Source organism: Dokdonia sp. Asnod1-B02 (assembly GCF_045063955.1).
GTDB lineage: Bacteria > Bacteroidota > Bacteroidia > Flavobacteriales > Flavobacteriaceae > Dokdonia.
Map to the genome: position 1 here is coordinate 2235278 of NZ_JBEFNW010000002.1, position 13175 is coordinate 2248452.

The following is a 13175-nucleotide window of genomic DNA, read 5'->3' on the forward strand; positions in this document are numbered from 1 at the left end:
TTTAACTAGATATATTTTTAATTGCTGTATGCTAATCTATTTTGGTAAATCGTAGAAAGACTTTTTCAAATTAATCGACTTTCGTGATTTCAAAACATCTATTATATGTTCTGTAGCGGTACCATTTCCATAAATTTTTGGTTGGGACTTAATTTTTGCTCTAAATTTTTGATCAAAACTTTTACTCAAGGCAGATTTAATCGCATCCAAGTTATTATCACAATTAATAACACTTTCACTCATTAACCTTCCTTTCTGTCTATCACCGATGTCTATTGTAGGGATTGAAAAATAAGGCACCTCAAGAACCCCACTTGAACTGTTACCTAGAACTACATCCACGTGTCTTAAAGCGCTTAGATATCTCAATTGACCAAGAGATACTATATTTACTGTCTTTTCTTTATTTTCATCACAATATGTATCTATCATCTTATTTATGATGCTTCCATCTCGATCAGAATTTGCATGAGTAAAAATAATTGCTGTATCCGTAAGTGAATTAAGAGCATTTAAAATATTCATAAATTGCAAAGATGCAGATTGACCCTCTAAAGTTACAGGATGATATGTTACTAATATATTATATTTAAAAAGTGTAAAGTCAATGCTTTTTTCAAATTCATCTTTATTCAATAGTTCAAGATTCCTTATAGAATCAATTCCAATTGCGCCTACATTAAAAACATTATCAGGATGTTCTCCTAACTGGATGACCCTTTTGCGATAAGTTTCTGCAGCAGTAAAATGCAAATAACTCATTTTTGTTATGCTGTGTCTTATGCTTTCATCATACGCACCTTCAGTAGTTTCTCCTCCATGAATATGAGCAATAGGTACATTTGCTATTGTGCAAGCTATAGCTGCACTAAGCATCTCTGTTCTATCTCCAAGAATAATTAGTAAATCAGGGCGTTTATCTTCTATGGCCTTAGCAAATCCTACTAATGCAGTCGCAACAGCTTTACTGGTATGAAAGCTATCATCCTTTTCTTCAAGACAGGGAATTTCAAAGTCTATAGAAAAACCAGAGGCTTCAACCTCGTCTCGAGTAAAACCAAATTTCTTGGACAGATGCATCGCCGTTACTATAAGGGTCAATTCAAAATAAGTATCCAGCTTTAAGGACTGAATTAATGGTCTTAATAATCCAAAATCGGCACGAGTTCCTGTAGCAACTGCAACTTTCATATTATATATTTATAAGATCATCTTCAGTAAAGTCATTTTTGGCTATACTACCTACAACAAGATCCCAGTCCATCGGACTAATACCAGTTCCTGGTCTTTTAACACCAATATTTTCCTCTGTTAAAATCTCCCCCTTTTTAATGGAAGATGTTGCCACGATACTTTTACGCGCTATTGGCCTATTTTTTAGTTCAGATTGACTTGGTTCCTTTTTTCCTGAACCACTTAAGGCTCTCTCCACATTTCTAATTCCTTGAACCATTGCTTTCAATTCTAACGGTTCTAAAGAAGCTCTATGATCCGGACCTGGTAAGTTTCTATCTAAAGTGAAGTGTTTTTCAATAACTGTAGCACCTAATGCCGTAGCCGCAATAGGAACCTCAATTCCTAAAGTATGATCAGAATAACCAATTGCAACACCAAGTTCTCGCTTAATATCTAGCATAGCTAGCAAATTGACATCACCCATTGGAGTAGGATATTCTGTATTACAGTGTAATATTGTTATATTTTCCTTTTGCTTCCCATTAGATATAAGTACTTCATAAGCCCCCCTAACTTCTTCCATGGTAGCCATTCCAGTGCTCAAAATAATCTCATCAAACAAAGCAGCCATAGTACGTAAATAAGGGAGATTTGTAAGTTCTCCAGATGGAATTTTAGCTAGAGTTATTCCTTTATTTTTTAAATATTTTAAGCTGTCAATATCAAAACCAGTAGATAAAAATTTTACATTTTTTTCCTTACAGTATTCTATAAGCTCTGTATGCATATTGTCACTAAGCTCTAGTGCTTTAAGCATTTCATATTGTGAGTCATTTACTTCTCCTGTATTATCTATTTGATACTGAGCTTTCTTAGAAGATTTGGTTACTAACTTACTCGCCTTAAAAGTTTGAAACTTTACAAAATCAACCTGAGCATCTGCCGCAGCATCAATAAGTTTCTTTGCCAACAATATGTCTCCGTTATGATTTACACCAGCTTCTGCTATTATTAGTACTTTACTCATATTTGTTTGGCAGGATTCCCTACCCATTTTGTGTTCTTAGGTATATCTCTTAAAATTACAGATCCTGAACCTATTATAACATTATCACCTATTACAACTCCTGGATTTATCACGGCATTAGCTCCTACAAATACACTATTACCTAATGAAACACTCCCTGTGAGAACCGCTCCTGGAGCAACATGCACATAGTCACCTAAAGTACAATCATGTTCGACAATTGAACCTGAATTTATAATACAGCCACGACCTATTTTTGTGAAACTATTTACAATTGCTCCTGAGGCAACAAAGGATGAATTTCCAATAATTGACTTTGTACTCACTAAAGCATTTGGATCAATTATAACGGTTTGTTTAAGTTTATACTTTTCAAATAATTGAATTATTTTTTCTCTTATACCATTATCACCTACTGCTGGAAATACTAAGTTTCCTTCTACAATTGACTCAAGATTGACTAACGTTTCATCTCCTTTATATTCAATATTTAAAGGATTACTATTAGCTTTAAATTTATCAAAATAACCTACAACTTCGCGAGAAGCCTTTTCTAAGCTATCTATAACAACATAAGAATGACCTGAATATCCAAATATGTAAATTTTATTACTCAATGACACTACTTGGTATATTAACAACACGATCTACTAACCATCTCGCATTAGAAAGATCAGTACATTGGTTATCCTTAAACATATTCATATCGCACATAAGTTCCCATATAGGTCTAGTCATGATGCCATTACTATTTGTATATTCTAAAAACTCTTGTTGCTGTGCCTTATCTTTTAAGATTATGGCATTAAGCCAAAAATTAGATTCTTCAAAAGGTCTTTCTTTGAAAAAGTCAAATTCTAAATTTTCAAAGAAGTCCTTATAGTTATAAGCCAACATTCTCTTTTGTCCTAGAATATAACCCAAATTTTCAAGTTGTGCTAAACCTAATGCAGCGTTTATGTTAGGCATTCTGTAATTATATCCTATTGCATCATGCTCATATTTCCATTTGTGTGGTATTTTGGCCTGAGTACTTAAATGTTTTATCCTATCTGCTAGCTCTATGTCATCAGTGATAAGTGCACCACCACCTCCAGTAGTCATAGTTTTATTTCCATTAAAACTAAATGTCCCTATAGCACCAAATCTACCTAGGTGCTTTCCTTTGTAAAAACTCCCAATAGATTCTGCAGCATCTTCAATAAGAACAATATTATACTTATCACATAACTCTTTAATTTCTTCAATGTAAACGGCATGACCGAAAGTATGCATAGGTAAACATGCCTTTATTTGGCTACCAGAAGTCTTATTATAAGTCTTACCGTCTTTAATTTCTGTTTGTGTTTCTAAAAAAAACTGCAAAGATGATGGGGACATCCCCATTGTATCTTTATCAACATCAACAAATACTGGAGTAGCTCCAGTATAAGCAATTGCGTTAACCGTAGCTATAAATGTAAGTGGTTGGGTTATAACTTCATCACCAGCCCCTATTCCATGTACTTCTAAAGCTAAGTGAATAGCATTGGTACCATTAACACAAACAACACATCTTTTTGCTCCTGTATATTTTGCTAATTCAATTTCAAACTGATCAACAAATTTGCCTACACTTGAGACAAATGTAGTATCGATACATTCACTTACATATTTTTTCTCATTACCAGAAAAATGAGGAATATGAAGAGGTATATAATCTTCCGGTGTTTTAAAAAGTCTTCTTACCTCCTGAATAACAGGCTTAAATTCATTCATAGTATTACATTTTACTATCTAAATATTTGCCAGTTTCTTCGTGAAGAAAATTTGGTAACATATCCTTAAAGAGTTCAACAATATCAGCTTTTAACCAAGTGCCATCAGATAGCATTTTGTTAATTGTATTAGTAAATCTATTAATTTTATTGTCAAAATCAATATATTCATTTTTAATGATTCCGAGCTTACTAAAGGATTCAAGATCTAAAATTTCATCCTCTGTATAAAATTCTTCAAAAGATTTTTCACCCGTAGTGTCACTTTTTGAAAAATAGCATGGCCATTTACCTTCTTTTGGCAGTGTACTTACTAGTTCTCTAGCTTCTGTTTCTGACTCACATTCAAATGGTTCATAGCCTAATTGTTTAAGATATAATCTAGCGATGCTTGCAAAAGTTATTAAATCGAGTCCGTGGTCCAACTTTGGAAAGAAAACATCCCTATTTTCACCAAGCAAACAAGAAATTAAACATAGTTCACCAGCTTCTTGTGGAACAACAAAATATCTTTTAACATCATTAGGTGCCACAATAGGTTGCCCTTTTTCAATACGTTTATTGAAGCCATGTAAAAGCGACCCATCAGAAAATGCTACATTGGCAAATCTAGCGGTAGATATAGAAAGCTCTTTACTAGCCTTCATTATATACATTTCCATAATTCTCTTTGAAGCTCCCATCATATTAACTGGGTTTGCAGCCTTGTCTGTTGACACACAGAAATATTTCTTAACACCCTTCTTTTTTGCCTGTTGCATAGACTTATGGGTATTAAAGATATTTACTTGAATCATTCTCATGAGTGTATATGGATCTTTTTCACTTCGCACGTGCTTAAGCGCACTTAAGTTCAAAACATAATCATATTGCCCATCGTTTTCAATGAAAGCATCATATTCCTTGCTACCTATATCGAGGGCAAATGTTTGAAAATCTCCATCAATATATCCTAATGAACTTCTGATATCCCTCACAAGTTCAACCATGTTATTTTCACTAATATCAACTACATGTAATTTGAGAGGATTCCTTTTAAATACCTCTTTAACAACTGCCTGCCCAATCGATCCGGCACCACCTAAAATGAGGAATGAACTCGATTGAACTTTATTGCTAAGTTTATCTTCATTATTGTAGATATCTTCTTCTAGTAATAAGCTATCACGACCTATTAAATTAAGGATATTCATATGTTCAATTATTTTTAAACTTTTATGTTTTTTGCTTAATTAAAACCTAAAATGGTAGACTACTATTTTGATAAAAAAGCATATTAACCTCTACCAATTGTATACATTTCAAAACCAATATCTTCCATTTTTGAAGAAACAAATATAGCCCTTCCATCAAAAATAAACGCAGGCTTTTGCATCAGATTGTAAATTTGCTGCCAGTCATATCCTACAAACTCATCCCACTCGGTCATAATCGCAATAGCATGGGCATTGTCACACGCATCCATAGGATTTGTAACCACTGTAACAAGTGCCCTGTTTTCTGCTTCAGAACGCGAATTTAAATAATCTAAATCTGCTAGAATCTTTTCTTCAGACACCTTTGGGTCGTATATAACAACCTCTGCTTGTTCATTGAGTAAATAATCTGCTACATAAATGGCTGCAGATTCTCGGGTATCATTAGTGTCCTTTTTAAATGCCCAACCTAACAATGTAATCTTCTTACCAGAAACAGTGTTAAACAGCGTTTTTACTATCTTTTCTGCAAATCGCCTTTTTTGATAATCATTCATAATAATTACCTGCTCCCAGTAATCGGCTACTTCATCAAGCCCATACGTTTTGGCAATATAAACAAGGTTCAAAATGTCTTTTTGAAAACAAGAACCTCCAAAACCTACAGAAGCCTTTAAAAATTTAGGACCTATGCGTGAGTCTGTTCCTATTGCTCTAGCTACTTCTTGAACATCTGCACCAGTAACTTCACATAGTTCTGACATGGCGTTTATAGAAGATACTCGCTGTGCTAAGAAAGCATTTGCCGTAAGCTTAGAAAGCTCTGAAGACCATACATTTGTTCTCAAAATACGTTCTTCTGGCAACCATTTTGCGTAAATTTCTGCAAGTGCATCTGTTGCTTTTATTCCTTCTGGTGTAGCCTCTCCACCTATTAAAACACGGTCTGCGTTTAACAAATCTTGAATTGCAGTTCCTTCTGCTAGAAACTCAGGGTTTGATAAAATATCAAAGCGCACACCATTTCCTGTATTATGTAAGATATTTTGAAGTGCCTCCGCCGTTCGTACGGGAAGTGTTGATTTTTCCACTACAATCTTGTCAGACGTTGCTACTCTTGCGATTTGGCGAGCACATAGTTCGATATACTTAAGATCGGCAGCCATGCCTTTTCCTATACCGTATGTCTTTGTTGGTGTGTTAACAGAGATAAATATAAGATCTGCTTCGTCTATTGCTTTATCTACTTCTGTTGAGAAAAATAAATTTCTTCCTCTAGCCTCACCTACTACTTCGGCAAGTCCTGGCTCATAAATAGGTAAGTTGTCCAAGTTTTCATCATTCCAAGCGGCAATACGTTTTTCATTAAGATCTACAACGGTTACTTTGATGTCTGGACACTTTAATGCTATTACAGACATGGTAGGACCTCCTACATATCCTGCACCTATACAGCAAATATTTTTAATCTTCATTCTAGTCTAATTTGTGGCAAATCGCAAATATAGCGGTTTGAATAATAAGGTAGTTGTGGTATTCCTTTACGCTTTCGCGAAAGCGGACTTAAGACTTTACGTAATAAGACTTGTACCATGTTACAAAAGCTGCAATTCCCTCTGCAACTGAGACTGAAGGCTCATAGCCAAAATCATTTTGCAATGAGGAAACATCTGCCCATGTTCTGTGTACATCTCCATCTTGCATAGCCATCATTTGCTTTGTAGCAGTTAGGCCTAGCTCTGATTCCAATGCCGAAATAAAATCTAACAACTTTACCGGTTTACTATTCCCAATATTATAAATTGGGTTTTTAGACTGGGAAGCACTAGAAATTACTGTCATCACACCATCTATGATATCTGATATATATGTAAAATCACGTGAGAGATTACCTTCGTTAAAGACTTTAATAGGTTTGTTATTTAATATAGCATCTGTAAATAAAAACATCGCCATATCTGGTCTTCCCCAAGGCCCGTAAACGGTAAAAAATCGTAATCCTACAGTCTCTATATTAAATAGATGACTATACGTATGCGCCATTAACTCATTAGATTTCTTAGTCGCTGCATAAATACTTATGGGCTCATCTACAGGCTGCTTTTCTGTAAAAGGGACCTCTTTACTATTACCGTAAACACTGCTACTACTGGCATAAACTAATTTTGAAACTTTATAATCTCTACAGCATTCCAAAATATTCAAGAAACCTACAATATTAGTATCTACATACACTTCTGGGTTTTCTATAGAGTATCGCACTCCCGCTTGCGCTGCAAGATTACAGACTTGATCAAAGGAATTTGAGCTAAACAGTTTTGGTAGCGCTGCTCTATCTTGAAGATTTAATCTAATAAATGAGAAGTTGTCTTCTACAGTACTAGCAGAAAGTGTATTCCACTTTTCTGCCTGTTCCTTCACTACACCCAGCTCTTTAAGTCTATCAAACTTGAGTTGTGGGTCATAATAATCGTTTATATTATCGAGGCCTACCACAGTGTGACCCTCGCTAAGTAAGCGTTTACAGAGGTGATAGCCTATAAATCCAGCAGCGCCAGTAACAAGAATTTTCATAAATCAATTAATGTGCTACGAAGTTAGGACTAAAAAGTGATTCTTTATTATATAATAGTTTCTCCCTGGTATTTTCAAAATAAACAGCTCCTCCTACTCCTTCACAAATAGCGTCTCCCGCTGCAGTATCCCATTCCATACAAGGCCCAAAACGCGGATACACATCTGCAGTTCCTTCTGCAACTAGACAAAACTTATACGCACTACCAGATGGTACTACTTCTGTATTTTTACCTGCGTTCTGCAAGTCCTTAACAAATTCTTGCGTTTTTGAATTTAAGTGAGAGCGACTAGTGACTACTTTGACGACATTAAGGTCATTGTAGTTTTTAAGCTTTCGCGAAAGCGGGATTGCCTTACTTATCAACGTTTTCCATGAGATATCATCTTTGGGATCAACCAACTTATAACTAGCTCCATCATCTGACCCACCAGCATACAAAGTATTATTTATAGGAACATAAATCACACCAAAAACAGGTCTATTGCCTACTACTAAAGCGATATTAACCGTAAACTCACCGTTGCGTTTTACAAACTCCTTGGTACCATCGAGAGGGTCTACCATCCAAAATTGATCCCATTTTGTACGAATTTCAAAAGGTATTTCACTTCCTTCCTCACTCAATATTGGAATCCCAGTTTCCTCAAGATGAGCTACAATAGCTTCATGAGCATTTAAATCTGCCTCAGTGAGTGGAGAATTATCTGATTTATGTGCTACATCAAAGTCACGACGGTAAACATCCATAATAACTTCCCCTGCTCTTATTGCAGCTTTAATTGCGATAGTTTTCCAAGATTCAATCATTAAAGTCTTTTGAGCATTTTTTGCAGCGAACTACCCCATTCTGGAATATAAACTTGAAATTGCTTTTCAATCTTATACGTGTCTAGCACACTATTTTCAGGTCGTTTTGCTTTGGTAGGGAACAAATCGCTTGTAACTGGAGTAATGAGAACATCGATTTGTGAGTTCTTAAAGATGGCTTTCGCAAAATCATACCAAGTAATACTTCCCTTATTAGAAAAATGATATACACCGGAATTATCTTCTTTCAATCCTCTGGCAACAGTTAAAATAGCATCTGCCAGGTCATTTGCCCAAGTAGGACAACCCAACTGGTCATTGACAACAGAGAGCTGATTCCTCTCTTGCCCTAATCGCAGCATTGTTTTTACAAAATTATGACCGTACACACTGTAAACCCATGACGTACGAATAATAGCGTATTTTGTTATATTGGATGCCTCAATTAAGAGTTCTCCGCCTAGTTTTGACGCACCATAAACTGTTTGCGGATTAGGCTTATCACTTTCTACATATGCAGTAGATTTATTACCATCAAAAACATAATCTGTAGAGACATGAATTAATGCACAATCGCGCTTTTTACACTCCTCTGCGAGATAACCTACAGCTGTTTCATTAATAAGGAATGCTTGATCTTTATCGTCTTCGGCAGCATCTACGGCTGTATATGCAGCAGTGTTGATAACAACATCTGGTTGATGTGTATCAAACACAGATGAGATATTATCACGAGAAGTTATATCAAAGTCTTTTCTTGAAAGAAACACATAGTAAAAATCCTTATGGTACTTAGACTGCTCTAGTAAAGCCATTCCCAGCTGGCCAAGAGCTCCAGTGACTACAATCTTTTTTAAAGTGACCTCTCTATTACTCGCAGTAACATTCATTAAAAAGAAATGTTTTTAAGTTCGCTGAGCATAGGGTTTTCTAAATCCTTAGGAGAAAGCAGAAATTCATGCTCGTCAAGCAACCAATCAATCTTTAATGATACATCATTGTAAGCAAGTCCACGTTCACTTTGTTGATCATAAAACGCGTCACACTTATATGCAAAGACAGCAGTATCACTCAATGTAATAAATCCATGCGCCATCCCTTTAGGTACAAAGAGTTGCTTTTTATTAGTACCTGAAAGTTTGATAGCAAAAGATTCGCCATAAGTAGGTTCTTCCTTACGAAGATCTACAACAACATCTAGCACCTCACCCTCAATGACTCTTACAAGCTTAGACTGAGCATGTATTCCTATCTGAAAATGGAGCCCTCTTAGTACCCCGTACGTAGATTTAGACTGATTATCTTGAACAAACGATGGGGAGAAACCTGCAAATTTTTTAAAAGCTTCTGAATTATATGATTCATAAAAATATCCTCGGTCATCTTCAAACACCTTTGGAGTGCATATAATTAAATCTTTGAATGCTGTTTTTTGAAATTCCACTATAGTGTATTTATATATTGTGCATAAGCACCTTTACCATACCTTGATGCACTTGCCTTAAGTGCTTCGTATGATATCCAATTCATTTTGTAAGCAATTTCTTCAAGACATGCTATCATTGTACTTTGATTGCGCTGTATCACTCTTATAAATTCTGTTGCATCATCTAGCGCGTCTACTGTACCTGTATCAAACCAAGACATACCTCTACTCATGATACCTACTGAAAGTTTTTTCTTCTCGAGATATTCTTGATTGATTGTAGTAATTTCTAACTCTCCGCGTTCTGACGGTTTTATTTTCTTTGCAATCCCCACTACCTCGTTATCATAAAAATAAATTCCAGGAACTGCGTAATTAGATTTTGGTGTACTAGGCTTTTCCTCAATGCTTGTTGCCTTCATTTCCTTATCAAAAGCCACAACACCAAATCGTTCTGGATCTCTAACGCGATAAGCAAAAATAGCCGCACCATCTACATCATTCTTACTTTGCAATAACTGACTAAGGCCATTACCGTAAAAAATGTTATCTCCTAGAACTAGTGCTACTTTATCCGGTCCTATAAATGATTCACCTATTATAAATGCCTCTGCAAGTCCGTTTGGTGATTCTTGAACTTCATATTGAAAATTACAGCCTAGCGAGGTTCCATCACCCAATAAACGCTCAAAAAGGTGACTATCTTCAGGTGTAGTTATTATTAATATCTCTCTTATACCCGCAAGCATTAACACAGAGATAGGATAGAAAATCATAGGTTTATCATACACAGGTAACAACTGCTTACTTACCGCAATGGTAAGTGGTGATAAACGCGTCCCCGAGCCGCCTGCTAGTACAATACCTTTCATTATGAGTACATTTTTTTATAATATTCTTGGTAAGATCCGGAAGTTACATTTTTGAGCCACTGATCATTAGCAAGATACCAATCTACGGTAAGCGATAGACCTTCCTCAAAGGTAACTGATGGTTTCCAACCAAGTTCTTTTTCAATTTTTGTTGCATCAATTGCATACCTCTTATCATGACCAGGACGATCTTTCACGTAAGTTATAAGTGATTTTGAAGAATCCCGCTTTCGCGAAAGCTTCTCATCCATAATATCACAAAGCAAACTTACCAAATCGATATTCTTCCACTCATTAAACCCACCTATGTTATAGGTTTCCTTTAATTTACCTTTTTCAAATATAAGTGCAATTGCTGCTGCATGATCCTTTACAAATAACCAATCTCTAGTGTAATTTCCATCACCATAAACAGGCAAAGATGTACCCTCGATTATATTATTTATAAACAACGGGATTAGCTTCTCTGGAAATTGATTAGGACCATAATTATTAGAGCAATTACTAATAATATATGGCAAACCGTAAGTTTCTCCATAAGCTCTTACAAAATGATCTGAGCTGGCCTTAGACGCTGCATAGGGGGAGTTTGGGTCGTATGACGTATTCTCTGTAAACAAGCCTGTCTCACCAAGTGTACCGTACACTTCATCTGTACTGATATGGTAGAAAAGTTTTGACGAATAATCATCTTTCCAAATACTCTTTGCAGCATTAAGAAGATTAAGTGTTCCAATAACATTAGTCTGCACAAAGGCTATTGGATCCTTTATACTTCTATCAACATGAGATTCTGCCGCTAGATGAATTACTTTATCAAATTGATATTTAGAAAACAGATTCATTAAAAAAGGGGCATCATTGATGTCCCCTTTTATAAATGTATAATTGCTAGAAGCTTCTACATCAGAAAGGTTTTCTAGGTTTCCAGCATAAGTAAGCGCATCAAGATTGTAAATATGACTTTTGGGAAAAATTTCTAAAAATAGTCTCACCACTTGAGACCCTATAAAACCTGCTCCACCTGTAATAAGAATGTTCATTACAGCTTAGCATCTGCTTTGTTACCTAACACCCCTTTTACATCATAAACTACAGATTTATCATTCTTAAGAGAATTTAAATCTAAAGAAGCAAATTCTTTATGCGCCACAGCTTGTACGATAGCATCAAATTTCTCTTTAGGAAGTTCGGTAAGAGTATTTAGTCCATATTCAAGTTTTACTTCTGTTGCATTTACCCATGGATCATAAATAGTTACATTAACCCCAAATTCTTTTAAATGCTTTATCACGTCCGTTACCTTGGTATTACGTACATCTGGGCAATTCTCTTTAAAAGTTATTCCTAACATTAAAAGCTCTGCTCCCTTAACCTTAATATCATTTTTGAGCATGAGTTTAACGACTTCTGAAGCAACATAAGCCCCCATACTATCATTAAGACGTCTTCCTGCTAATATAATTTCTGGATGATACCCTAATTCTTGCGCTTTCTGTGCTAGGTAGTATGGATCTACACCTATGCAATGACCACCTACTAATCCTGGTTTGAAAGGAAGAAAGTTCCATTTTGTTCCTGCTGCTTCTAGAACATCGTGCGTATTTATCCCCATCAAATTGAAAATCTTAGCAAGCTCATTAACGAAAGCGATATTAATATCTCGTTGTGAATTTTCTATAACTTTAGAAGCTTCTGCTACTTTTATAGTTGGAGCTAGATGCGTTCCTGCAGTAATTATAGAGCTGTATAAATCATCTACTTTCTTACCTATTTCCGGTGTGCTTCCAGAAGTAACTTTAAGAATTTTTTCTACAGTATGCTCTTTATCTCCTGGATTGATTCTTTCTGGAGAATAGCCTACATAAAAGTCTTCATTAAATTTGAGTCCGCTTACGCGTTCCAAAACTGGCACACACTCATCTTCCGTTACACCAGGATAAACAGTACTTTCATACACAACAATATCACCTTTCTTTAAAACCTTACCTACAGTCTCACTACTTTTATATAATGGAGTAAGAACAGGTCTGTTATTTTTATCAACTGGAGTAGGAACGGTTACGACATAATAATTACAATCTTCAATATCCTTACTATCTGAACTACATAACAATCCATTTAAGTCATTATTTTCAGTCTTAAGTACGCCTTGTAACACTTCATCAGAAACCTCTAATGTGCTATCTGTACCTAATTGTAGTTCTGCAATACGTTTTTCATTTATATCAAACCCTACCGTATTGTACTTAGTCCCAAATAACCTAGCCAGTGGTAATCCAACATAACCTAATCCAATAACTCCTACTTTAATTTTTGTCATATCTATATTTTTT

The 13175-nt window shown here is 35.4% G+C and carries 13 protein-coding genes; all 13 read right to left on the reverse strand.

All coding sequences use genetic code 11. The features are described 5' to 3' along the window. Window positions 1-36 precede the first annotated feature (36 nt). Window positions 37-1191, reverse strand: a complete 1155-nt coding sequence (gene neuC, locus ACJJVU_RS10170) for a UDP-N-acetylglucosamine 2-epimerase (protein WP_405224937.1) — start codon at window positions 1189-1191, stop codon at window positions 37-39. Window position 1192: 1 nt separating this feature from the next. Continuing rightward, window positions 1193-2203 carry an N-acetylneuraminate synthase gene (neuB, locus tag ACJJVU_RS10175; protein WP_405224940.1) on the reverse strand — a complete coding sequence of 337 codons (1011 nt, stop codon included), beginning with the start codon at window positions 2201-2203 and terminating at the stop codon, window positions 1193-1195. Beyond that, window positions 2200-2820, reverse strand: a complete 621-nt coding sequence (locus ACJJVU_RS10180) for an acetyltransferase (protein ID WP_405224943.1) — start codon at window positions 2818-2820, stop codon at window positions 2200-2202. The genes neuB and ACJJVU_RS10180 overlap by 4 nt, the downstream gene beginning before the upstream one ends. After that, complete coding sequence (locus ACJJVU_RS10185; protein WP_405224946.1) at window positions 2813-3961, reverse strand: LegC family aminotransferase; 1149 nt, start codon at window positions 3959-3961, stop codon at window positions 2813-2815. Before ACJJVU_RS10185 ends, ACJJVU_RS10180 begins: the two co-directional genes overlap by 8 nt. A 4-nt stretch (window positions 3962-3965) precedes the next feature. Further along, window positions 3966-5153, reverse strand: a complete 1188-nt coding sequence (locus ACJJVU_RS10190) for a UDP-N-acetylglucosamine 4,6-dehydratase (protein WP_405224949.1) — start codon at window positions 5151-5153, stop codon at window positions 3966-3968. A gap of 83 nt (window positions 5154-5236) precedes the next feature. Then, window positions 5237-6631: a UDP-glucose 6-dehydrogenase gene (locus ACJJVU_RS10195; RefSeq protein WP_405224952.1), complete on the reverse strand. Its 1395-nt coding sequence runs from the start codon at window positions 6629-6631 to the stop codon at window positions 5237-5239. A gap of 88 nt (window positions 6632-6719) precedes the next feature. Further along, window positions 6720-7730 carry an NAD-dependent epimerase gene (locus ACJJVU_RS10200; protein ID WP_405224955.1) on the reverse strand — a complete coding sequence of 337 codons (1011 nt, stop codon included), beginning with the start codon at window positions 7728-7730 and terminating at the stop codon, window positions 6720-6722. A 7-nt stretch (window positions 7731-7737) separates the two neighbouring features. Then, window positions 7738-8541: a 3'(2'),5'-bisphosphate nucleotidase CysQ gene (cysQ, locus tag ACJJVU_RS10205; RefSeq protein WP_405224958.1), complete on the reverse strand. Its 804-nt coding sequence runs from the start codon at window positions 8539-8541 to the stop codon at window positions 7738-7740. Next, window positions 8541-9431, reverse strand: coding sequence for a dTDP-4-dehydrorhamnose reductase (rfbD, locus tag ACJJVU_RS10210; protein ID WP_405224961.1), 891 nt, complete (start codon window positions 9429-9431; stop codon window positions 8541-8543). The genes cysQ and rfbD overlap by 1 nt, the downstream gene beginning before the upstream one ends. Next, complete coding sequence (rfbC, locus tag ACJJVU_RS10215) at window positions 9431-9985, reverse strand: dTDP-4-dehydrorhamnose 3,5-epimerase (RefSeq protein ID WP_405224964.1); 555 nt, start codon at window positions 9983-9985, stop codon at window positions 9431-9433. The genes rfbD and rfbC overlap by 1 nt, the downstream gene beginning before the upstream one ends. After that, entirely contained in the window at window positions 9985-10839 is an 855-nt protein-coding gene (rfbA, locus tag ACJJVU_RS10220) for a glucose-1-phosphate thymidylyltransferase RfbA (RefSeq protein ID WP_405224967.1), read from the reverse strand. Before rfbA ends, rfbC begins: the two co-directional genes overlap by 1 nt. Continuing rightward, a complete protein-coding gene (gene rfbB, locus ACJJVU_RS10225) occupies window positions 10839-11882 on the reverse strand; it encodes a dTDP-glucose 4,6-dehydratase (protein WP_405224969.1) in 1044 nt (347 codons plus the stop codon). Before rfbB ends, rfbA begins: the two co-directional genes overlap by 1 nt. After that, the gene (locus ACJJVU_RS10230; protein ID WP_405224972.1) at window positions 11882-13162 is read right to left on the reverse strand and encodes a nucleotide sugar dehydrogenase; all 1281 of its coding nucleotides are present in this window, start codon (window positions 13160-13162) and stop codon (window positions 11882-11884) included. The genes rfbB and ACJJVU_RS10230 overlap by 1 nt, the downstream gene beginning before the upstream one ends. Window positions 13163-13175 lie beyond the last annotated feature (13 nt).

Coding starts and splice junctions, on each gene's coding strand:
- ACJJVU_RS10195 (WP_405224952.1), bottom strand. CDS start 6,631: ATGAAGATTAAAAATATTTGCTGTATAGGTGCAGGATATGTAGGAGGT.
- ACJJVU_RS10190 (WP_405224949.1), bottom strand. CDS start 5,153: ATGAATATCCTTAATTTAATAGGTCGTGATAGCTTATTACTAGAAGAA.
- ACJJVU_RS10185 (WP_405224946.1), bottom strand. CDS start 3,961: ATGAATGAATTTAAGCCTGTTATTCAGGAGGTAAGAAGACTTTTTAAA.
- neuC (WP_405224937.1), bottom strand. CDS start 1,191: ATGAAAGTTGCAGTTGCTACAGGAACTCGTGCCGATTTTGGATTATTA.
- rfbD (WP_405224961.1), bottom strand. CDS start 9,431: ATGAATGTTACTGCGAGTAATAGAGAGGTCACTTTAAAAAAGATTGTA.
- ACJJVU_RS10230 (WP_405224972.1), bottom strand. CDS start 13,162: ATGACAAAAATTAAAGTAGGAGTTATTGGATTAGGTTATGTTGGATTA.
- neuB (WP_405224940.1), bottom strand. CDS start 2,203: ATGAGTAAAGTACTAATAATAGCAGAAGCTGGTGTAAATCATAACGGA.
- cysQ (WP_405224958.1), bottom strand. CDS start 8,541: ATGATTGAATCTTGGAAAACTATCGCAATTAAAGCTGCAATAAGAGCA.
- ACJJVU_RS10200 (WP_405224955.1), bottom strand. CDS start 7,730: ATGAAAATTCTTGTTACTGGCGCTGCTGGATTTATAGGCTATCACCTC.
- rfbA (WP_405224967.1), bottom strand. CDS start 10,839: ATGAAAGGTATTGTACTAGCAGGCGGCTCGGGGACGCGTTTATCACCA.
- rfbB (WP_405224969.1), bottom strand. CDS start 11,882: ATGAACATTCTTATTACAGGTGGAGCAGGTTTTATAGGGTCTCAAGTG.